Source organism: Virgibacillus phasianinus, from assembly GCF_002216775.1.
Taxonomy (GTDB): Bacteria; Bacillota; Bacilli; order Bacillales; family Amphibacillaceae; genus Virgibacillus_F; species Virgibacillus_F phasianinus.
In genome coordinates this window covers 3,181,151-3,205,074 of the sequence record NZ_CP022315.1, presented here as the reverse complement: position 1 = coordinate 3,205,074, position 23,924 = coordinate 3,181,151, and the positions used below count along the sequence as shown (strand labels likewise).

Genomic DNA, 23,924 nt, shown 5'->3' with positions numbered 1-23,924 from the left:
ATAAAAAGGTAAAACTGTAAATATAATAGCTAAGTATTGTTTTTATTGTGGTTCGTTTTAATCGTTTTTGAACATTGTCATGGCCAATATTCGTTGTATTTGTAAAACTATATTTTTTAATTTTTACGATTCCTTGACAATGATAAAATTGACAATTAAAATTAAGTTGTATAATTATTTTAATTGCATTATACAATATTGATAATTTTTAGCTTAATTTGGTACATGCCGACAATAATGAATTGTACAACTTTATAGCAATGGGAGGTGAAACCTTGGACATTATTACACTAATCATCTCCATTTTGCTTACCCTAATCGTCGGTATTGTTGTTGGTTATCTGATTCGTAAATCTATAGCTGAAGCTAAAATTTCCAGTGCAGAAAAGTTAGCAAAGCAGATAGTTGATGAAGCACATCGAAATGCAGATGCTTCGAAAAAAGAAGCACTTCTTGAGGCGAAAGATGAAAATCATAAACTTCGCCAGCAAACAGAACAAGATTTGCGTGAGAGACGAAACGAAGCGCAAAAGCAAGAAACGCGTCTTATGCAAAAAGAAGAAAATCTGGACAGAAAAAGTGAAACGCTTGATAATCGTGAGCTCTTGTTAGAGAAGAAAGAAAATTCACTAACAGAAAAACAACAACAAATTGAAGAAATGGAAAGCAAAGTGGAAGCTATGATACAAAAGCAGCAAACGGAGCTTGAACGCATTTCAGGATATACAACTGACCAGGCTAAACAGATTATCTTAGATCGTATTGAACAAGAAGTTACACACGAATCGGCATTAATGATAAAAGAGGCTGAAAATCGTGCAAAAGAAGAAGCTGATAAAAAAGCGAAAAGTATTCTATCTTTGGCGTTACAGCGTTGTGCAGCAGATCATGTAGCAGAAACTACTGTATCTGTGGTTAACCTTCCTAATGATGAAATGAAAGGGCGGATAATTGGACGTGAAGGTCGTAATATACGGACATTAGAAACCTTAACTGGTATCGATTTAATTATTGATGATACACCAGAAGCAGTAATTTTATCTGGTTTTGATCCAATTCGGAGAGAAACCGCTCGTATGGCATTAGAGAAGCTTGTACAGGACGGTCGCATTCATCCAGCTCGAATTGAGGAAATGGTTGATAAGGCTCGTCGTGAAGTTGATGAATATATACGGGAAATCGGTGAAGAAACAACGTTCGAAATTGGAGTACATGGCCTACATCCAGATCTTGTTAAAATACTTGGTCGTCTAAAATATCGTACTAGCTATGGACAAAATGTATTAAAGCATTCTACAGAAGTTGCTTATTTATCTGGATTGCTTGCTGCAGAATTAGGTGAAGATGTAAAACTTGCGCGTAGGGCGGGACTTCTGCATGACATTGGTAAAGCAATCGATCATGAGGTAGAAGGAAGCCACGTAGAAATTGGAAAGGAACTTGGCATTAAGTACAAGGAACATGAAGTTGTAATTAATGCGATAGCTTCCCATCATGGTGACGAAGAAGCTACTTCTGTTATTTCGGTTTTAGTGGCAGCAGCTGATGCATTGTCAGCAGCGCGTCCAGGCGCAAGAAGTGAAACACTAGAGAATTATATTAAACGATTAGAAAAACTAGAAGAAATTTCGGAATCATTTACAGGTGTTGAGAAATCATTTGCAATCCAGGCTGGACGGGAGATTCGCATCATTGTTAAACCGGATGAAATTAATGATCTGGAATCAGTCCGTATTGCAAGGGATATTCGAAAACGTATAGAGAATGAACTTGACTATCCTGGACACATTAAAGTAACTGTTATAAGAGAAACTAGAACAGTTGAGTATGCGAAATAAAAGCGGGCACGTGCCGCTTTTATTTTTTTGCACTTAAGGAAAGTATAAAAAACTTAAGGCTGTTTTCAAAAAGATTGTTGTTTTTTATTAGAAGCAGCCAAACCTGATACTAAAATATGAAACATTAATCTTACTTTTATAGAGATGGGATGAAAAGAAATTATGAAAATTTTATTTATAGGTGATGTAGTTGGATCTCCGGGTAGAGATATGGTAAAGGAATATTTACCAAAGTTAAAAGATAAATACCGTCCAAATATGACCATTATTAACGGAGAAAATGCTGCCGCCGGAAAAGGGATTACGGAAAAAATTTATAAAGAATTTTTAGAATACGGCGCACAGGTTGTGACGATGGGAAACCATACATGGGATAAAAAAGAAATATTCGAGTTTATCGATAATGCCAAATATATGATTAGACCGGCAAATTTTCCTGAAGGAACTCCAGGGAATGGAATTGTATATGTCAATTTAAATGGAGCGATGGTTGCGGTCATCAATATGCAAGGTCGTACCTTTTTGCCCCCACTTGATGACCCATTTCGCAAGGTGGATGAATTAATTGACGAAGCAAAAAAACACACCTCTATCATATTTCTTGATTTTCATGCGGAGGTAACAAGTGAGAAACAAGCAATGGGATGGTATGTGGATGGTCGGGTAAGTGTTGTTGTAGGGACGCACACACATACCCAAACTGCGGATGAAAGAATTTTACCACAGGGAACGGGATATATCACAGACGTCGGAATGACGGGTCCATATGATGGTATTCTAGGTGTGGAAAGAGATGCAGTTATCAATCGATTTTTGACTAACCTGCCAGTACGTTTCAATACAGATAAAAAGGGAAGAACACAACTAAATGGTTTTTTGGCAACGGTCGATGAAAAAAGCGGGAAAACCTCACGTGTGGAGCGTATTTTAATCAATGATGACCACCCTTTCTTCGGCTGACTATTTGAATGTTTAGAATCTTTAATGCATAATAGGGTAATAAGCTATCATCTCCGGGAATATAGTAGCAATAGAACCACATTAGCTAATAAGGGAGGTACTAGTAATGGATGTATTAAAAGTTTCAGCTAAATCAAGTCCAAATTCAGTAGCAGGTGCACTTGCAAACGTACTACGGGAACGTGGCTCAGCGGAAATGCAGGCTATTGGCGCTGGTGCGTTAAACCAGGCCGTAAAGGCGGTAGCAATTGCCCGAGGTTTTGTAGCGCCAAGCGGGATAGACCTGATTTGTATTCCTGCATTTACAGACATCATGATTGATAATGAAGAACGAACAGCAATTAAATTAATAGTAGAACCACGGTAACATGCAATTATCTATTCTTGCAGTACTATACATTTTATATGTATAGTGCTTTTTTTTAATGGATTAGAAAGCATAATAAAAATCTGTCTAGCTTCAGCGCCCAAAAGCTGCCGTCATAAGCAATGGATACTACGAACGCTAAACCCATGCGTTCTACGGCCCCTTGCTTATGCGTCCGCTTCTAAACGGGGCGCTTGCGCTTTTCTTAATGGCAAAATGGTGAAAGATATGATTTTACTGTTGGCTATAGCACCGATTCTATTGTTTATTTTGCGTATAAGCTTTATACTGAAATAATGAAATTCTATGCATTAAAATGTAATTTTTTAAGTGAGGAAAGGAGCTATATACATGAACGAGCAACAACGTAAGGAAATGTCCCAAATCAAGCAAAGAGATGCCGCGGACAGAAAATCCGGCCAGGAAAAACCTTTGCATGAAAAAACAAGTGAGGACTTTGCAAAATACTTTGAAACTACCTATGAACCACCGAATCTGAATAAGGCACGCAAACGCGGGCGTGATAAAGTAAATGTTCATTATGATTTCGGCATACCCGAGGATATAGAGAATATTGGAGAAGGAAAGAAGTTTTTAATCCGTACATATGGCTGCCAAATGAATGAACATGATACAGAGGTTATGGCTGGTATTCTGACAGAATTAGGTTATGAATCAACGAGTAACACAGAAGATGCTGATATTATCCTGCTGAACACCTGTGCCATTCGTGAAAATGCTGAGAATAAAGTATTCGGTGAGATTGGTCACTTAAAACCTTTAAAGCTTGAGAAGCCCGATCTCATTCTAGGCGTTTGTGGCTGCATGTCCCAGGAGGAGTCAGTAGTTAATCGTATTCTAAAAAAGCATCCGCAAATTGATCTTATCTTCGGTACGCATAATATTCATCGGTTACCGCAGTTAATTAAAGAATCAATGTTTGGCAAGGCAAAAGTTGTTGAAGTGTGGTCGAAAGAGGGAGACGTTATTGAAAATCTCCCTAAGGTCCGAAAAGGTAAAATAAAAGCATGGGTAAATATTATGTACGGCTGTGATAAATTCTGCACATATTGTATAGTCCCAATGACCAGAGGTAAAGAACGCAGTCGCCGACCCGAGGATATCATCCAAGAAGTTCGCCATTTAACTGCGCAGGGTTACCAGGAGATCACATTATTAGGTCAGAATGTTAATGCCTATGGAAAGGACTTTGACGATATCAGTTACGGATTGGGTGAATTAATGGATGACATTCACAAAATCGATATCCCACGTGTTCGATTTACCACCTCACATCCAAGAGATTTCGATGATCACTTAATTGAAGTGCTTGCACAGGGCGGCAATCTGTTAGACCATATTCATTTACCCGTTCAATCAGGTAGCAGTGAAGTATTAAAATTAATGAATCGTAAATATACCAGGGAACAATACCTTGAACTGGTTGCGAAGATCCGTAAAGCAATACCAAATGCCACGTTAACTACTGATATTATTGTAGGGTTTCCGAATGAAACAGATGAGCAATTTGAAGAAACGATGACGCTTATGGAAGAAGTTGGCTTTGAGGCAGCTTATACGTATATTTATTCACCAAGGGAAGGAACCCCGGCTGCGAGGAAGAAAGATAACGTACCAATGGATGTTAAAAAGCAGCGTTTGTACCGGTTAAATGATTTAGTTAACAAACAGTCGGCTGAGTCGATGAAAGGATACGAAAATAAAATAGTAAAAGTGCTTGTTGAAGGTGAAAGCAAAAAAAACCCGGATGTGTTAGCAGGATACACGGAAAAAAACAAGCTTGTAAACTTTAAAGGGCCTGATTCCGCAATTGGAAAAATCGTGGAAGTTAAAATAACAGAAGCGAAAACATGGTCATTAAATGGTATGATGGTAGAAAATACGGTTGAGGTGAATTAAATGGCTGAATATACACGTAAACAAATTCTAGATGAGGCAAGAAATCTGGCACAAATGCTAGCTAGTACGGAGGAAATTGATCGCTTTAAGCAGGTTGAAGCAAAGATTAATGATAATCAAAAGGTCCAAAAGCTAATTACAAAAATAAAGGCATTGCAAAAACAGGCAGTTAATTTTCAGGCATATGAAAAAAAAGAAGCGCTAAAACGGGTCGAGGAAGAAATAGATCGTTTACAGGCTGAAATAGATGATATTCCAGTTGTACAGGAGTTTAAAGAGACACAGGGTGTCGTTAACGATATTTTGCAGGTTGTATCTGGAACAATTGCCCGTGAGGTAACAAATGATGTTATTCGTTCAACGGGTGGCGATGTACTCGCGGGTGAAACTGGTTCCAAATCCAAAAATAATTCAGCATGTAGTCATTAATCGTGACCAGATAAGAAATAGTTTCTATTTCTTATCTGGTTTTTTAATCGCGTAAAGTCATGTGGAGTAACCCTTCGCAGGTGGGTGAATTTCATCCTCTTTCGTTTTCATGGTTTTGTTATGCACTTTAGGTATTTGTCTTGCATAAAATGACTATGAAAAAAGAGGAGGTATACGAAATTATGACTTTTCTTGATCAAGAATATAGAGAAATCATTACGAAGGCAGTATGTGGTAAAGGACGCAGGTTTGTTGAGGCAACACATTCAATAACACCATCCCATAAGCCATCAAGTATTTTGGGGTGCTGGGTAATTAATCATTTGTACCATGCAAAAAAGAAATCAAAAGACGTTGTTGAAGTAAATGGCAGCTACGATATCAATATTTGGTATTCGTACAATGACAATACCAAAACAGAGGTGGTTACAGAAAGAATTACGTACTGTGATCATGTTAAACTATCTGTAAAGGATGATCATTGTATAAACGACGATTATGACGTAGTAGCAAAGGTTCTTCAGCAACCGAATTGCCTGGAATGTAAAATAACAAACCAAGGGAATAAAATAGAAGTGGAAGTTGAAAGAGAATTTTTGGTCCAAATCATTGGCGACACTAAAGTATATGTTAAAGTTAATCCAGTGGGTCATCACCACAATGATGACGATGAAGACTGGGACTTTGACGTAAATGATGAGGAACTGGATGAAATTAATCCAGATTTTCTAAACAAAGATAAGGATTAATGTAATTACGAGGGAAATTTTCTCTCGTAATTTTTTTTTGGGGGATAGTTAGTCCCGATGAACGTACGTAAAATTCGACGCACGTTTCACAGTCCTATCTATTTGTACGTCGCTACCAGTCGCCTCCGCTTTTCATTGTCCGGCTGTGGCTCCTTGGGGTTCGCGACGTAAGCAATTGACACTTCGAGCACGAAGTACGGTGCTCTACGGTCCCTTGCTTACGCGTTTCACCCCAAACCAGTCGCCTCCGCTTTTCATTTTATGCTATAATGGCGGGAGAATATTTTGTTGTTTTTGGGGGAATAGGCATGTCGAAATATACACCAATGATGGAGCAATACTTACGAATAAAAGCTGACTATCAGGATGCTTTTTTATTTTTCCGCCTTGGGGATTTTTATGAAATGTTTTTTAATGATGCGATAGTTGCTGCCAGGGAATTGGAAATCACGTTAACAAAGCGTGATGCAGCAAAGGATGAACCAATACCAATGTGCGGGGTACCTTATCATGCCGCAGCAAATTACATAAAAAATTTAATTGAAAAAGGGTATAAAGTTGCGATATGTGAGCAGGTAGAAGATCCAAAGCATGCAAAAGGTGTCGTAAAACGTGAGGTTGTTCAATTAATTACTCCAGGAACAGTAATGGAATCGAATATGCTAAGCGAGAGCGAGAATAATTATATAGCTAGCCTTTCCTATTTCCAAGATGGATCCTATGTAATTGTTTACCATGACTTATCAACAGGGGAAAACATGCTTGCACTTGTATCAGATGGATGGAACGCAGTGATTCATGAACTCTATAATCAACCGATTAAGGAAATTGTAGTATCTTCTAAAATGCCTCCTGAACATCAGCAACAGCTTAAGGAGAAGTTGAATGTTACGTTATCCCATCAGGATGAAATCTCCTTTAATGGGGAATACAGAGGTTTATTTGACCATTTAAATGACGAACGGCTGGTAAAAGCATTTAGCCGTTTATTAAATTACGTTCAACATACACAAAAGCGATCTCTTGACCATCTGCAGCCTGCTGAGGTTATTGAGTTAAAACATTTTTTGAAACTGGATATGTACTCGAAGCGTAATTTGGAATTAACGGAAACTATTTTGAAAAAAGGGAAACACGGAAGTCTGCTCTGGGTGCTGGATCAGACAGTTACATCAATGGGGTCCAGGCAATTAAAAAAATGGATTGAACGTCCATTGCTCAGCAAAAAACAAATCGAAGAAAGATTGGATGTTGTGGAAACCTTCTTCAACAGCTTCATGGAGCGTGATGCGCTGCGTGAAGCATTGAAATCGGTCTATGATCTCGAACGATTGGCAGGACGCATTGCTTTTGGTAATGTAAATGGGCGGGATTTAATTCAATTGAAATATTCATTGAAAAAAATTCCAGAACTGCAGTCAATCTTAAACCAATTTAATTCAAAGCAGATCAATAAAATTGTGAATGAATTTAAATTCCCGGAGCAATTAGTTGATCTGCTAGAAACCAGTTTAGTCGAAAACCCACCCGTTTCCATAAAGGATGGTTCACTGATCAAAGATGGATATAATGAAACATTGGACAAGTACCGTGACGCATCAAAAAACGGTAAACAATGGATTAAGGAACTGGAACAAAAGGAAAAGCAGGAAACAAATATTAAATCCTTGAAAGTTGGCTACAATAGGGTTTTTGGTTACTATATTGAGGTTACCAAAGCAAATCTTCATTTACTGCCAGAAGGTAGATATGAGCGCAAGCAAACGCTGACGAATGCAGAAAGATACGTTACACCTGAATTAAAAGAAAAAGAGCAATTGATTCTAGAAGCTGAAGAAAAAAGTGTCGAATTGGAATACGAACTCTTTATTGCGATTCGTGATCATTTAAAAGCGTTTATTCCAGAGCTGCAGGGTCTTGCCGAAGTTGTCAGTAAAATCGATGTCATGCAGGCATTTGCTACTGTAAGTGAAAATAACAATTATCACCGTCCACGTTTTGTTACTGATAAGTTATCCATCAAAAGTGGGCGACACCCAGTAGTTGAAAGGGTGATGAAGAGTGGTCAGTTCGTTCCTAATGATGTTTTGCTGGATCAGGATTCAGATGTGCTATTGATTACCGGTCCAAATATGTCGGGGAAAAGCACTTATATGCGTCAGTTGGCATTGACGGTATTGATGGGTCAAATTGGCTGTTTTGTTCCATGTGAGGAAGCAGATTTGCTCATCTTTGATCAGATTTTCACTCGAATTGGCGCTGCGGATGATTTAGTTTCTGGGCAAAGTACCTTTATGGTTGAAATGCTTGAAGCAAACCATGCAATCGAAAATGCTACTAGCAGCAGTTTGATTCTTTTGGATGAAATTGGGCGAGGGACAAGCACTTATGATGGGATGGCATTAGCGCAGGCAATTGTCGAATATATCCATGATCATATTCATGCCAAAACACTCTTTTCCACCCACTATCATGAATTGACCTCACTTGACCAATCACTGGATAAGTTGAAAAATATTCATGTTCGAGCGGAGGAGCATGAAGGAAGTGTTGTTTTTCTGCATCAAATAAAAGAGGGTCCGGCAGACCAGAGCTATGGCATCCATGTGGCCAAGCTTGCTGAACTTCCTGACAGGTTAATTAATCGAGCATCGTCAATTTTAGAGGAACTTGAGAGTTATGAAAAAGAAGAGAATGCTGTGTATAGTAATAGTACAAGTCAATTATCCTTTTTTGTAGAAGAAAGCAAAAGGCAACCAAAACAGACAGATAAGTCAAATGAATCCGTACTCGCTGAGCTGAAAAAAGTAAATCTTTTTGATATGACTCCACTCGATGCAATGAATGAATTAAATCGTCTGCAAAAAAAGCTCAAATAGTAGGAGCGGAAAGGATTGAAGCATGAAAATATTTCAAATGACTGACGCGCTTGCAAATAAAATAGCTGCCGGTGAAGTGGTGGAGCGACCGGCATCTGTCGTAAAGGAACTCGTGGAAAATAGTATCGATGCAAACAGTACATGGGTAAAAATTGAAATTGAAGAAGCTGGATTACAGAAAATAAATGTGATAGACAATGGGGAAGGTATGTCTGAACCAGATTGTTTAAAATCTTTTTCACGTCATGCCACCAGCAAAATTAAAAATGAAACGGATTTGTTCCATGTTAAAACCCTTGGATTCCGGGGAGAAGCATTAGCAAGCATTGCTGCTGTCAGCCGATTAAAAATAAAGACATCGGAGGGTGATCAATCTGGGACACTGCTTGAATTAGAGGGCGGTAAAATAATAAATCAACGGAAAAGTGATGCACGTAAAGGAACGGAAATTCTGGTTGAGGACCTATTTTTCAATACACCTGCCCGGCTGAAATACATGAAAACAATTCATACTGAACTTGGCCATATTACTGATCTGATGAATCGTTTAGCATTATCACATCCAGATGTCCGGTTTGAATTAACGCATAATGGGAGACAATTATCTAAGACGGCAGGAACAGGAGATTTGCTCCAGGTTATTTCACAGGTATATGGAATGAATGTTGCTAAGAAAATGGTTCCAATTACTGACAAGTCGCTGGATTTTCAATTAGATGGATTCATTGCTAAGCCTGAGATTACCAGAGCATCACGTAATTATATTTCCACAATAATCAATGGCAGGTTCATCAAAAGTATTCCTTTATCTCAAGCGATCATCAGAGGTTATCATACATTGCTTCCAATTGGCAGGATGCCTGTTGTTGTCTTGTCAATTACAATGGATCCAATTCTAGTAGATGTGAACGTCCATCCAACTAAACTAGAAGTTAGATTTAGTAAGGAAAAAGAGTTATTTCAAATGATTGAGGAACTGATTAGGCAGACATTCCGCCAAACGTCACTAATTCCGGAAGTCGAACAACCTGAACCAAAACCGCAGCAATCGTTTCAGCGGTCAATAGATTTTGATGAACCAAAAAGAGATTCCGGTAATTCAAAATCGTATTTCCCCCCTGTTACAAAAAAAGAACAACAATTCGACCAAGCCCATGCCTCTGATATTAAGACTGGTTTCCAGGTTAACGAACAGGATTATGTACCACCTGTTCAGAAAAATACGGAAACGAAAACAGTAGAAAAACAGGAACGTGTCCCAATTATGTACCCCATCGGGCAATTGCATGGAACTTATTTACTTGCCCAAAATGAGAATGGTTTATACATGATTGATCAACATGCAGCACAAGAACGGGTGAAATATGAATTTTTCAGGGATAAACTTGGTAAATCAGACAACACGCTACAAGAACTTTTATTGCCGATGACCTTTGAATTTTCAAAACAAGAATCGATTTTTATCGATCAGTATGAGGAAGAGTTTAAACGTGTTGGATTGTTTTTTGAAGAATTTGGTAATCAGACATACATCATACGGTCACACCCTGTCTGGTTCCCAACAGGGTACGAAGAGGAAGTTATTCGCGAAATGGTTGATCAAATCATGGATAACGAACAGGTAAACATTGAATCAATCCGTGAGGACGCAGCAATCATGATGTCCTGTAAAGGCTCAATTAAAGCTAATCATTACCTAAATGAACAGGATATGTTCCGCTTACTGGAAGATTTGCGGAAAACCACTGATCCATTTACCTGTCCGCATGGACGGCCAATCATTGTGCATTTCTCTTCCTACGAACTGGAGAAGATGTTTAAACGAGTGATGTAAGCAGGAGGAAATTATGAAACAGAAAGTAATTGCGATAGTTGGACCAACAGCTGTTGGAAAAACGAAATTAAGTATAGAAATCGCTAAACAATTCAACGGTGAGATTATTAGCGGGGATTCCATGCAAATCTATAGGGGTATGGATATAGGGACGGCTAAAATTACTGAAGGTGAAAAACTTGGCATACCGCACTATATGCTGGATATCAAGGACCCAAGCGATAATTTCTCAGTTGCCGATTTTCAGCATCATGTAACAGATCATATTGAGACAATTTCATCGAAAGGTCATTTACCTATTATCGCAGGGGGAAGTGGGCTTTATATTCAATCGGCATTATACAATTATAATTTCTCAAATGATGCAAGGGATAATGAATTAACTCTGGAATTAGAACAGGATCTTGATAAATTTGGTGCTGCATATTTACACGAGCGATTACAAAAAATTGATCCACACCAGGCTGTTAAAATACATCCCAACAACCATCGCCGGCTTATTCGTGCAATCGAAATCTATGAAACAACCGGGAAAACAATGTCTGCATTTCAAGCGGAACAGAAAGAATCTCCGTATGACCCCATTTTTATCGGACTGGAAATGGAAAGGGAAATGTTATACAATCGGATAAATACTCGAATTGACCAAATGGTACAAAATGGATTACTGTATGAGGTTCATCAATTGTATGTGAGAGGGTTGGAAGATTGTCAATCGATGCGGGGAATTGGCTATAAGGAATTTATCCCTTATTTTAAGGGTGAATATGACCTTGATTATGCAATTGAGTTATTAAAACGTAACTCCAGAAGGTTCGCTAAACGTCAATACACATGGTTTAAGAATAAGATGGATGTAGCTTGGTATTCTGTTACTCCTGATACAATTGGTGAAAAATTTCGAACTATTTTAAGGGATTTAGCAGGAATGTTGGGATAAAAGTAGAAATTATTACTATATAGATAGAAAAAGGAGGAAGCGGGATGGCACAATCGGTAAACATACAAGAACAGTATTTAAATCAGTTGCGCAAAGACCATATGTCCGTTACGGTATTTTTATTGAATGGATTTCAATTAAGGGGTGTGGTTAAAGCGTTTGATAATTTTACCGTTTTACTGGAATCTGATGGTAAACAACAATTGATTTTTAAACATGCAATTTCAACTTTTGCACCGGTAAAAAATATTAAACTTGAAAAAGAATAATTAGGAAATCCTAATAGATTTTTATTCTTACCTGAAATGAATAAAACCGAATGCTGATTTATCGCGGCATTCGGTTTTTTAAAAGATCTGAGTTTGTAAAGGTTAAAGCTTCCTTAACGCCGATTCCGCTTTTCTTAGTGGGCGTTTGTCACAACTTTTTCATGTCGAACGTATACTGAAATGACTAAGGGGTGATGATTTGGAATCGCAAATGATGCAAAATAAAAACGGGCAAATTAACATCGTTTTATATGATAAAGATGGTGTAAAAGTTGAGCCGGAAGAACGTTTATCGGTTAACGAAAGCAGCCCATTTTATCGTATTGACCAAGAATTCTCATCATTCGTAGGGATGGACTATTTGAAGCATTCAATAAAAGAAATTTACGCCATGATAACGATTAATGAGAAGCGGAAGCAGGTGGGCCTCCAATCCGCTAATCAGGTACTGCATATGTTATTCAAAGGTAATCCAGGTACTGGAAAAACAACTATCGCCAGGAAATTAGCTTCTGCATACTATGATATGAACATATTGTCAAAAGGACATTTTATCGAAGCGGAACGGGCCGATTTGGTTGGGGAATATATTGGTCAAACTGCCCAAAAAACGCGTGCTATTATACAAAAGGCGGCCGGTGGTATATTATTTATTGATGAAGCGTATTCTCTCGCACGCGGTGGAGAGAAGGATTTCGGTAAAGAAGCGATTGATACATTGGTGAAGCATATGGAGGATAAGCACGATGACTTTGTATTAATCCTCGCAGGATATCCATATGAAATGGAGCGATTTTTACTGTTAAACCCAGGGTTGAAATCCAGGTTTCCGTTTATCCTTGACTTTGACGACTATCCTGTTGATCAGTTGCTGCAAATAGCAAAAAAAATGCTGCGTGAACGGGAGTACCAATTAACAAACGAAGCAGAATGGAAGTTAAGAGAACAGATTTCTATGGAGAAAAATAATTCTTCCCATAATTTCTCTAATGCGCGTTATGTTCGGAATGTAATTGAACGTTCCATTCGAAAACAGGCTATGCGTATATTAAATCAGAATAAAATTACCACCGATACATTGATAACCTTAACGAAGCAAGATTTGGTATTTGATAAAACAACTAATTATTAGGCACGCTAAGGAAACCTTATCATACAAATTGTGATAAGGTTTTCACTTTGCTATGATTGATGATAGGAGATTAAAGAAAGAGGTCTGATAAATCATGCAGGAACAAATATTAATCATTGCAGTAAAGCACCCCTCCCAAACAGATGAACATTTTGATTCATCTTTGGAGGAATTATCTTCTTTATGCGATACGGCTGGCGGACTGGTTAAACAGGTTGTTACACAAAAAAGAAACCGAATCCATCCTGCAACGTATATTGGTGAAGGTAAAATAGAAGAAATTAAAAATTATGTTGAAGAACTTGAAATCGATCTTATTATTTCAAATGATGAACTATCTGCAGGTCAATCACGAAATTTATCGGACCAGCTATGTATCCCTTTAATCGACCGGAGTCAGTTAATCCTTGATATTTTTGCAATGCGTGCGAAAACAAAAGAGGGTAAGCTGCAGGTAGAACTTGCACAGCTGCAATACTTATTGCCAAGACTCCATGGACAGGGAACGCAAATGTCACGATTAGGTGCAGGCATAGGAACCAGGGGACCTGGAGAAACAAAGCTGGAAACAGACCAGCGCCACATAAGAAGAAGAATTCATGATATTAAACGGCGGTTTCAGGTTGTGGTAAGTCAGCGTGAACAATACCGGAAACGAAGAAAAACGAATAAAGCATTTCAAATTGCCATCGTTGGTTATACAAATGCTGGTAAGTCAACACTATTTAACAAGATAACTAATGAACAATCGTTGGAGGAAGACCAATTGTTTGCGACACTCGACCCCTTGACACGACATTTTCGGCTACCTTCAGGGTTTCAAGCTTTAATTACCGATACAGTCGGATTCCTGCAGGATCTTCCTACATCATTAATTGCCGCATTCAGGTCTACGCTGGAGGAAGTAACGGAAGCTGATTTTATCCTGCATGTAGTGGATGGTTCGAGTGATGATAAAGGACAACACCAGGAAACTGTTGGGAAGCTGCTGCAGGATTTAGATGCGGCCTCTATTCCAATGCTGACAGTCTATAATAAAAAAGATAAAATGAATGAGAAATTTATCCCTGACAATCATCCATACATTGTTATCAGTGCATTTGATCAGGATGACATTGAACGATTATTTGCTAAAATTGAATCGTTATTAGAAGCAGAGTGGGAATGGTATTCGACAGTACTTGAACCAGATAAGGGTAAAATGATTAACAGATTGGAACACGAAACAATCATGAAGAATAACAAATATGATGAAAAACAGGATGCTTACATTGTTAATGGTTTTATTAGACAGGAACATCCACTACAGAACATTTTAAGGGAGCAATAACAGATTTATGATAGATGAACTGGCAATAGAAGCTGAATTAGATTGTAAACAAAAGCATGAACAAGTTGCATCCATCGTAGAATACAATCAAAAACGTGTTCTGGATGCATTTAAGAAGAATCGGGTCAGCGATAGTCATTTTAATTCCACGACAGGCTATGGGTACGATGACTATGGCAGAGAAGTGGTTGAAAAGGTATATGCTGACATTTTTGGCGGGGAGGACGCGCTTGTTCGTCCGCAGTTGGTTTCCGGAACACATGCTATTTCGACAACATTATTTGGACTACTGCGTCCGTTTGATGAACTTATGTATATAACCGGGGAACCGTATGATACGCTGCAAAGTGTTATTGGCAATTCCGATGGTGATAATGGTTCTTTAAAGAATTACCAAATTACCTATAAAGAAATTGCTTTACTGAACAATAAGAAAATAAATTATAACCAAATTAAAGCTTCCATAACGAAACAAACGAAGGTGATTGGCATCCAGCGGTCAAAGGGTTATGCGGACAGGCCGTCCTTTACTATCGGTGAAATAGAAGAAATGGTTCAATTCGTAAAGCAAATCGATGAAACAATTATTGTTTTTGTTGATAATTGTTACGGAGAATTCGTTGAAAAAATGGAGCCTCTACACGTGGGAGCGGATATAATAGCCGGATCTTTAATTAAAAATCCTGGTGGTGGAATAGTGCGTGCAGGTGGCTATATAGCGGGAAAAGAAAAGCTTGTTGAAAAGTGTGCGCACCAATTAACTGCACCAGGACTTGGAAAAGAAACCGGTGCGACACTAAACATGCTGCAAGAAATGTTTCAAGGCTTGTTCCTAGCACCGCATATTGTTGGAGAGGCATTAAAAGGGGCTGTTCTTACTGCTAGATTACTTGAATTAGCAGGTTTTTCAACCAATCCACATTATCTGGCAAAACGAACAGACTTAATTCAGTCAGTAACCTTTAAAACCGCTGATCAAATGATTGCATTTTGCCAAACGATTCAACAAAACTCACCAGTAAATTCGTTCGTCACCCCTTATCCTAGTGACATGCCAGGTTATGACAGCAAGGTAATCATGGCGGCGGGAACATTTATTCAAGGGGCAAGTCTTGAACTTACTGCTGATGGGCCAATACGTCCGCCGTACACTGCTTTTGTTCAGGGCGGTTTAACTTACGAACATGTAAAAATAGCATTGAAAGAATCAATAAAAAGTCTGTTAAATCAGGATTAATCTGATGAAATTAGGGTAAAAGATAAAGAGTTGCAGTGGGCAGCTCTTTTTTTTTTTTTTTTTTTTATTGTGCGCCAGTCATGGCGACTATCTAGGTGGTGAAAGTCCACTGTGGGGGTACACACCGACTAACTACTAGAGAAACGCAAGGCAATTATCGTGAGGTAATGGCTGAAGGAAGCGTGTATCAAAATCTTGGCTCGACGAACAGAAATCTGATACCAAGGCTTTATAGGTGGATAAGGCTCCAATACAAGTCAAAGTCCAAAAGGTGTGCGTAATCCTATAAAGTAAATTAGGCGAGTAAAAGAGGAAAGATAGTTGTCTTACCCTGGGAGGTCTCACGGACAGCTGAGGAGTCCCCTATAAAGAAGGCTGGTCGGAAAAGGTTTATCGTGAGAAGTCAGCCGAAGCCATAGTAGTGAAGATATCACGAAGGGCTGAACAATTTATAGTGTTTCTACGCCATGAATGCACGGTAGATATACTTCAGAATGTGTTAATGAGGAAAGTATGAGCGTATCTCAGAGGATACTCAAAAACGAAGTGTCTTACCGTTACGTGAAAGGAAAGGAAGAAACGAGTGTGGAGCTTTTAGAAGAAATCTTAAGTAATCAAAATATGAATCAAGCCTATAAGCGCGTGTATCGCAATAAAGGCGCAAGTGGAGTAGACGGAGTGAGTATAGAAGAATTGAAGGGATATCTTAAAGAACATAAGGATGAACTTCGTTCTCAAATCCGAAAAAGGAAATACCAACCAGCGCCAGCATTGCGTGTAGAGATTCCAAAAGAAAATGGGAAAATGCGCAAACTAGGTATCCCAACGGTTGTTGACAGAGTAGTACAGCAAGCAATCAGTCAAAAACTGAGCCCCATATTCGAAAAACAATTCAGCGAATATAGCTACGGTTTCCGACCGGGAAGAAGCTGTGAGATGGCAATCATCCAAGCGCTGGAATATATGAATGACGGATATGAGTGGTTAGTAGATATTGACCTAGAACGATTCTTTGATACGGTGCATCACGACAAATTGATGAGAATCATCTCCCATACGATAAAAGAGGGGGATATAATTTCCCTTATACGGAAATATCTCGTAAGTGGCGTGATAGTCCACGGTAAATATAAAGATACGTTAGTTGGAACACCACAAGGAGGCAACCTTAGTCCACTTCTAAGCAATATTATGTTGAACGAGATGGATAAGGAACTGGAAACAAGAGGTCTGCGTTTCGTCAGATACGCAGATGATAGTCTCATTTTCGTCAAAAGCGAAAAAGCAGCGAATAGAGTGCTCACTTCCATTACAAAATTTATCGAGAAGAAATTGGGATTAAAGGTCAATGCGGAAAAGAGTAAAATCTCCCGCCCTAGTGAAACAAAATTTCTAGGATTCGGTTACTATTTTGATTTTAATAAGGGAAAGTTTCAACCAAGACCGCATGAAAGTTCGATTCAGAAATTTCAAAGGAAATTGCGAAAGTTAACAAAAAGAAATTGGAGCATCTCATTAGATGACAGGATCGTCAAGTTAAAACAGGTCATATTTGGCTGGGTCAACTACTTCAAGATAGCCAACATGAAGAAAGCACTCGGAGCAATCGACGCAAAACTTCGCTCCAGACTGCGAATAATCATTTGGAAGCAATGGAAGAACAGCAGGAAGAGAATAAAATCCCTTGTCCAGCTTGGCATTCCCAAAGAGGAAGCAAAAGGCTTAACTTACTGTCGAAGGGGTTATCGTTTCATTGGGCTATCCAAGGTAGTTCATAAAGCTTTATCTAACAAACGTCTAAAGCAAAGGGGTATTCCCTTTGCCTTAGACTACTACTTAAAAGTACACACTGCGATATAAATTGAACCGCCGTATACGGAACCGTACGTACGGTGGTGTGAGAGGGGCGGAAAGTCATTTAACTTTCCCCTCTACTCGATTAATTTATATGTCAGGAAACCTTACATTTAATTGACAAAATACCTCACATAATATATAGTGTTATTATTATCAAAGAAGGAGGGTGTCCAATGAATGATCAGGATCGCCGTTCGATGCCCTTGTTTGCTATAGGAATTGTTAAGAAATTAACGGAATTAACTGCCAGACAAATTAGATACTATGAGGATCATGATTTGATTCAACCAGAACGCACAACAGGAAATCAACGATTGTTTTCATTTAATGATGTTGATCGTCTGCTGGAAATAAAAAATTATTTAGATAAAGGTGTAAACCTGGCGGGTGTCAAATTATTACTTGATCCATCAATGAAAAAGGCAGAAGAAGCAGAAGAAAAGGCTACTGAAATAACAGAACGCGAGTTACGCCACATGCTAAAGCATGAATTGTATGAAGCAGGTCGTTTCGGGAAATCAAGTTTACGACAAGGTGAGTTATCAAGATTTTTTCATTAAAATACATGATACATAATTCAAGGAGGATGAACGATGGGATCAAAGATGACTAAAGAAAAAATTTATCAGGTGATAGAAGAGGAAAATGTACGATTTATTCGTCTGCAGTTTACTGATATGCTTGGAACGATTAAGAATGTTGAAATCCCTTTAAGTCAATTGGAAAAAGCAATGGATAACAAAATGATGTTCGACGGATCATCAATTGAAGGATTTGTTCGAATTGAAGAGTCAGATATGTATTTGTACCCTGACATGGATACATTTGTGGTATATCCATGGACATCAGATAAAGGGAAAGTTGCACGTTTTATTTGTGATATTTATAATCCGGATGGTACGCCATTTGAGGGCTGTCCAAGATACAATTTAAAACGAAACCTAAAAAGAATGGAAAAATTAGGTTTTACTGCATTCAATATTGGTACAGAACCTGAATTTTTCTTGTTTAAACTGGATGAAAAAGGTGATCCTTCACTAGAATTGAATGATAGAGGGGGATACTTCGACCTTGCACCGACTGATTTAGGGGAAAATTGCAGACGTGATATCGTGCTTGAATTAGAAGAAATGGGCTTTGAAATTGAGGCGTCTCACCATGAAGTTGCACCTGGACAACATGAAATTGACTTTAAATATTCTGATGCAGTGAAACATGCTGATGATATTCAAACATTTAAATTGGTTGTTAAAACAATCGCACGAAAACATAATTTACATGCTACTTTTATGCCAAAGCCACTATTTGGTGTCAATGGTTCAGGAATGCATGTCAATATGTCCTTATTTAAAGATGGGCAAAACATGTTTTTTGATGAAAAAGGGGATATGAAACTTAGTGAACTGACGTTTCAATTTACAGCTGGAATTATCAAACATGCAACAAGCTTCACTGCAGTAACGAATCCAACTGTTAATTCCTATAAAAGGTTGGTCCCTGGATATGAAGCGCCATGTTATGTTGCCTGGTCAGGTCAGAACCGCAGCCCGTTGGTACGTATTCCTTATTCAAGGGGGTTAAGTACCCGGATCGAAGCAAGAAGTGTGGATCCAGCAGCAAATCCTTATATGGCAATGGCTGTATTACTTGCTTCTGGATTAGATGGGATTGAAAATAAATTAGAGGCGCCAAGCCCTGTTGACCGCAATATTTATGCCATGGACAAAGCAGAGCGAATTAAAAATGGTGTCAAAGATCTTCCAGCAACCCTGATGGACGCACTCGAAGAACTTGAAAAGGATGAAGTTATAAAAGAGGCGCTTGGTGAGCATTTATATGAACACTTTATTGAAGCGAAAGAAATTGAATGGGATATGTTCAGAACAACTGTACATCCTTGGGAACGTGAACAGTATTTAACGAGCTATTAATAATAAAAACCGTGATGCAGAAAGTATGCATCACGGTTTTTATTTTAAAGATTAGAATGTATAAAAGTTGACCCTATAAACCCTACTTTTAGCAATAGCCATTTCTAACTCCAGTTTGTACGTTGCTAAACAGGCGCCAAAAGCTATTCTTAATGAATATTACGATACAACCCTATCACTTTACCTAATATGGTAACGTTTTGATAGATTAAAGGTTCCATTGTAGCATTCTCTGGTTGCAATCGGATATGATCTTTTTCCTTAAAAAAACGTTTCACTGTCGCTTCATTTTCTTCAGTCATAGCTACAACAATTTCGCCATTTTGGGCAACGTTTTGCTGCTTTACAATTACCATGTCTCCGTCTAATATGCCAGCTTCAATCATACTTTCTCCTTGAATAATCAGGACAAAAATATTATCGTCCGGCGATGATGACGAACCGGGTAATGGAATAAATTCTTCAATGTTTTCAACTGCTGTGATTGGTATTCCTGCAGTAACCTTACCGATGACAGGGGCATAACGCACTGCCTCTCGTGGAACGTTGCTATCTAATGATAGATCAAGTACCTCTATCGCGCGCGGCTTAGTGGGATCTCTTCTTATATACCCTTTGCTTTCAAGCCTTGATAAATGCCCATGAACGGTTGAACTAGATGCTAGACCCACTGCTTCTGCAATTTCTCTTACTGATGGTGGATACCCTTTTTTATTTACTTCATCTTTAATATATTCAAGAATGGTTTCTTGCCGTTTGGACAACTTTGTCATCTATCTAACACCTCACGCATAGGATTTATTAATTGCTAGTTTACCACTGATATCCATAAAAAGCAAACGTTCGTTCGAAAAAACAGTTGACAGGACCATACGTTCGATGTACTCTATTAACAGAGGCGAACAATAGTTCTGTTAAACGGGAAAGGGTTGATTTTTAATGTTTGATAAAATAAGCAAGACGGATGCATTTTATTTGGTGGCATTTGCATTAACTTTAGGATTTTTATATTTTTCTTTAGTCACCAGTGCTTAAATAATAGTCAAATATAGAACTAGATGGAGCGTATAAAATTGAACACTATCATTTATTGTCGTGTAAGTACGGATAAGAAAACGCAGGAAACTTCTTTAGTCAGGCAGGAAAAGGAGTTAATTGCACTAGCAGAAACGAAGGGCATGAATGTCATAGCGGTTATTAAAGAGCAGGCAAGCGGCTATGAAATTGAACGGGATGGTGTCTTTGAAATGCTTAAACATTTCGCAAATCGGCATGCGGAATGCTTGTTAATTCAAGATGAAACACGTTTGGGTCGAGGAAACACAAAGATTGCATTATTTCATCAACTCAATAAACTAAATATTACAATCTATACAGGAATCCATAACGGGCAATTAGAGTTTTCTGAATCTGATTCCATGGTTTTGCAGATTGTAGGAATTGTAGAAGAGTATCAACGTAAAATCCATAACATTAAGATAAAAAGGGGAATGAATAAGGCCATCAGAGAAGGGTATGAACCCGGTAAGAATTTGACGAATCGTAATATGGCCGGTGGCAGAAAGCGGATGGACTTTCCTATCCAGGAAGTGGTACGGTTACGTCAAAATAAGTTAACGTTTGAAGAAATTGCAAGTACGCTAAATGGACTAGGTTATCATGTTTCAAAAGCAACAGTTCATCGAAGGTACCAAGAATACCATAACGCTTGAATTAACAAGAATAGAACGGTAATATTAAAAAGCAGGAACTAGTATAAGTTCGTGCTTTTTTATATGTTAGGGAGGTAATATTGTGATTTCAAAAGAAAAATTGGAACGTATTAATGCACTTTCAAAAAAAGCGAAAAATGAAGGGTTAACTGTAGAAGAGAAAAAAGAACAAAAAGGATTACGTGAAGAGTACCTAAGCAATGTTCGCTCATCTTTTAAAAATCAATTTAAAACAATGACAGTGAAGGATCCAGAAGGAAATGATGTAACCCCGCAAAAGGTAAAAGACCTGCAAAAGAATAATAAAAAGGATCAGTGAAATAATTAATAGATTAAATAAGCTAAAATGATACTTGTTCCGAGCTAGTTTTCATTATAGAATTGAATAGGTTATACAAGTTTCGACAAGGAAGGGGAATTTACGTGTCATCAAATGTAGAAGAACTATCAATAAATACCATTCGCACCCTGGCTATTGATGCTATTGAAAATGCTAATTCAGGCCATCCAGGTTTACCAATGGGGGCTGCTCCAATGGCTTACACACTATGGACAGACTTTATGAATCAGAATCCTAAAAATTCAAAATGGTTTAATCGGGATCGTTTTGTTTTATCAGCAGGACATGGATCAATGCTGCTATACGGATTACTGCATTTAGCTGGATATGATGTAACAATTGAAGACCTGAAGAATTTCAGACAATGGGATTCCAAAACGCCAGGACATCCTGAGGTTCATCATACTGATGGTGTTGAGGCAACAACTGGTCCATTAGGGCAAGGTATTGCAATGGCAGTGGGGATGGCAATGGCTGAAGCACATCTTGGAGCTACTTTTAACAAAGAAGATTTATCGATTGTGGACCACCATACGTATGCATTAATAAGTGATGGCGATCTGATGGAGGGTATCTCCCATGAGACAGCTTCACTTGCCGGGCATCTAGGCTTAGGAAAATTAATTGCGTTATATGATTCAAATGATATCTCTTTAGACGGTGACTTGGACCGTTCCTTTTCCGATGATACCGAGCTTCGTTTTAAAGCATACGGATGGCAGGTAATTCGTGTTGAGGACGGTAATGATGTGAAGGCATTACGTAATGCAATCAAAGAAGCGAAAGAAAACACGAGTCAGCCAACATTGATAGAGGTTAAAACAGTCATTGGTTTTGGTTCACCTAATAAATCCGCTTCTTCTGCGTCGCACGGGGCTCCACTCGGTGTGGATGAGGTGAAACTTACAAAGGAATCCTATAAGTGGACACATGATGACTTCCATGTTCCTGAAGAAGTTTATGCGGATTTCAACGAGAAAATCGGTAAAAACGGCCAGGATGTGGAAGATAATTGGAACCAATTGTTTGATAATTATAAAGAAAAGTATCCTGAAGATGCAGAGAAATTGGAACAAGCAATAAACGGAGAACTACCACTTGATTGGAACGAAGAATTACCTTTGTATGAACCGGGCAAAGATAAATTGGCAACCCGTGCTTCATCCGGAGAAGTTCTTAACGCGGTCTCTAATGCTGTCCCTAATTTATTCGGAGGCAGTGCTGATTTAGCAGGTTCAAACAAAACTACTGTAAAAAATCAAACTGATTTTTCTCTCGATAATTATGCAGGGAAAAATATCTGGTTTGGTGTCCGTGAATTTGCAATGGCTGCGGCCCTAAATGGTATGGCTCTTCACGGTGGATTAAAAGTATATGCAGGTACGTTCTTTGTTTTCAGTGATTATTTACGTCCCGCTGTCCGGTTGTCGGCGATAATGAATAATCCGGTAACTTATGTATTTACACACGATTCTATTGCAGTTGGAGAAGACGGTCCGACACATGAACCAATCGAGCATTTACCTGCATTCCGTGCAATGCCTGGATTATCACTAATTCGTCCGGCTGACGGAAATGAGACACAGGCTGCATGGCGTTTGGCCTTAGAATCAACGAACAAGCCGACTGCATTAGTATTAACAAGACAAGGATTACCGACACTTGAAGGTACAAAAGAAAACGCCTATGAAGGTGTCAAAAAAGGCGCTTATGTAATAAGTAAAAGTGAAAAAGAAACACCTGATGCGTTAATCCTTGCAACAGGATCTGAGGTTCAACTTGCTGTCAGAGCACAAAAAGAACTACTGGAAAAAGACATTCATGTAAATGTTGTCAGCATGCCATCATGGGATCGTTTTAATGAACAGGAGGCAGCTTATCGTAACGAAGTAATTCCTCCACAGGTTAAAAGTCGTCTAGCAATTGAAATGGCATCGCCATTTGGCTGGGAACGCTATGTAGGTGACCAGGGAACTGTGCTTGGCATTGATACATTTGGAGCATCAGCAAACGGAGATAAGGTTATGGAAGAATATGGTTTCACGGTTGAAAATGTTGTAAAACAAGTGGAAAAACTAATCAAATAAAACTCAGTAGGGCCTCCAATAAGTTGAGGCCCTTTGCTTTATCGACAAAACTAGTGGTAATGTGCAACTCATTGTGACATTTTTTTGAAATAGAATACGTATAATAATAATAA

The 23,924-nt window shown here is 38.5% G+C and carries 20 protein-coding genes; 19 read left to right on the top strand and 1 reads right to left on the bottom strand.

The genetic code is table 11. The features are described from left to right. Positions 1-260: 260 nt before the first annotated feature. From rny to glnA, 16 genes are all read left to right on the top strand, one after another. On the top strand, positions 261-1,838 hold the full coding sequence (gene rny / locus CFK37_RS15495) for a ribonuclease Y (protein WP_425445389.1): 1,578 nt from the start codon (positions 261-263) through the stop codon (positions 1,836-1,838). 162 nt (positions 1,839-2,000) lie between these two features. Beyond that, entirely contained in the window at positions 2,001-2,798 is a 798-nt protein-coding gene (locus CFK37_RS15490; protein WP_089062717.1) for a TIGR00282 family metallophosphoesterase, read from the top strand. 106 nt (positions 2,799-2,904) lie between these two features. Beyond that, positions 2,905-3,165 carry a stage V sporulation protein S gene (locus CFK37_RS15485; protein WP_089062716.1) on the top strand — a complete coding sequence of 87 codons (261 nt, stop codon included), beginning with the start codon at positions 2,905-2,907 and terminating at the stop codon, positions 3,163-3,165. 351 nt (positions 3,166-3,516) lie between these two features. Further along, complete coding sequence (gene miaB, locus CFK37_RS15480) at positions 3,517-5,085, top strand: tRNA (N6-isopentenyl adenosine(37)-C2)-methylthiotransferase MiaB (protein WP_089062715.1); 1,569 nt, start codon at positions 3,517-3,519, stop codon at positions 5,083-5,085. Further along, entirely contained in the window at positions 5,086-5,514 is a 429-nt protein-coding gene (locus tag CFK37_RS15475) for a YlbF/YmcA family competence regulator (RefSeq protein WP_089062714.1), read from the top strand. Between the two features lie 182 nt (positions 5,515-5,696). After that, positions 5,697-6,263: an outer spore coat protein CotE gene (locus CFK37_RS15470; RefSeq protein WP_089062713.1), complete on the top strand. Its 567-nt coding sequence runs from the start codon at positions 5,697-5,699 to the stop codon at positions 6,261-6,263. 308 nt (positions 6,264-6,571) lie between these two features. Further along, entirely contained in the window at positions 6,572-9,142 is a 2,571-nt protein-coding gene (gene mutS, locus CFK37_RS15465) for a DNA mismatch repair protein MutS (protein ID WP_089062712.1), read from the top strand. A 22-nt stretch (positions 9,143-9,164) separates the two neighbouring features. Next, entirely contained in the window at positions 9,165-10,976 is a 1,812-nt protein-coding gene (mutL, locus tag CFK37_RS15460) for a DNA mismatch repair endonuclease MutL (RefSeq protein WP_089062711.1), read from the top strand. Between the two features lie 13 nt (positions 10,977-10,989). Further along, a complete protein-coding gene (gene miaA / locus CFK37_RS15455) occupies positions 10,990-11,916 on the top strand; it encodes a tRNA (adenosine(37)-N6)-dimethylallyltransferase MiaA (protein ID WP_089062710.1) in 927 nt (308 codons plus the stop codon). Between the two features lie 44 nt (positions 11,917-11,960). Then, a complete protein-coding gene (gene hfq, locus CFK37_RS15450) occupies positions 11,961-12,185 on the top strand; it encodes an RNA chaperone Hfq (protein ID WP_089062709.1) in 225 nt (74 codons plus the stop codon). Positions 12,186-12,384: 199 nt separating this feature from the next. Beyond that, entirely contained in the window at positions 12,385-13,317 is a 933-nt protein-coding gene (gene spoVK, locus CFK37_RS15445) for a stage V sporulation protein K (RefSeq protein WP_425445346.1), read from the top strand. A 94-nt stretch (positions 13,318-13,411) separates the two neighbouring features. Continuing rightward, positions 13,412-14,647: a GTPase HflX gene (gene hflX / locus CFK37_RS15440; RefSeq protein ID WP_089062708.1), complete on the top strand. Its 1,236-nt coding sequence runs from the start codon at positions 13,412-13,414 to the stop codon at positions 14,645-14,647. 7 nt (positions 14,648-14,654) lie between these two features. Beyond that, positions 14,655-15,884, top strand: coding sequence for a methionine gamma-lyase family protein (locus tag CFK37_RS15435; protein WP_089062707.1), 1,230 nt, complete (start codon positions 14,655-14,657; stop codon positions 15,882-15,884). 585 nt (positions 15,885-16,469) lie between these two features. Next, positions 16,470-17,744, top strand: a complete 1,275-nt coding sequence (ltrA, locus tag CFK37_RS15430; protein WP_089063508.1) for a group II intron reverse transcriptase/maturase — start codon at positions 16,470-16,472, stop codon at positions 17,742-17,744. A 170-nt stretch (positions 17,745-17,914) separates the two neighbouring features. Continuing rightward, positions 17,915-18,301, top strand: a complete 387-nt coding sequence (locus tag CFK37_RS15425; RefSeq protein WP_089062706.1) for a MerR family transcriptional regulator — start codon at positions 17,915-17,917, stop codon at positions 18,299-18,301. A gap of 33 nt (positions 18,302-18,334) precedes the next feature. Then, on the top strand, positions 18,335-19,672 hold the full coding sequence (gene glnA / locus CFK37_RS15420) for a type I glutamate--ammonia ligase (RefSeq protein ID WP_089062705.1): 1,338 nt from the start codon (positions 18,335-18,337) through the stop codon (positions 19,670-19,672). Positions 19,673-19,821: 149 nt separating this feature from the next. Here glnA and lexA read toward each other — a convergent pair whose 3' ends face one another. Next, positions 19,822-20,445, bottom strand: a complete 624-nt coding sequence (gene lexA, locus CFK37_RS15415; protein WP_089062704.1) for a transcriptional repressor LexA — start codon at positions 20,443-20,445, stop codon at positions 19,822-19,824. Positions 20,446-20,745: 300 nt separating this feature from the next. Between lexA and CFK37_RS15410 the strand changes: the two genes are divergently transcribed. The 3 genes from CFK37_RS15410 to tkt all read left to right on the top strand — a co-directional run bounded on the left by CFK37_RS15410 (position 20,746) and on the right by tkt (position 23,811). After that, positions 20,746-21,384, top strand: a complete 639-nt coding sequence (locus tag CFK37_RS15410) for a YneB family resolvase-like protein (protein WP_089062703.1) — start codon at positions 20,746-20,748, stop codon at positions 21,382-21,384. 82 nt (positions 21,385-21,466) lie between these two features. Next, complete coding sequence (locus CFK37_RS15405) at positions 21,467-21,703, top strand: DUF896 domain-containing protein (RefSeq protein WP_089062702.1); 237 nt, start codon at positions 21,467-21,469, stop codon at positions 21,701-21,703. 104 nt (positions 21,704-21,807) lie between these two features. Next, the gene (gene tkt / locus CFK37_RS15400) at positions 21,808-23,811 is read left to right on the top strand and encodes a transketolase (protein WP_089062701.1); all 2,004 of its coding nucleotides are present in this window, start codon (positions 21,808-21,810) and stop codon (positions 23,809-23,811) included. The last annotated feature ends 113 nt before the right edge of the window (positions 23,812-23,924 follow it).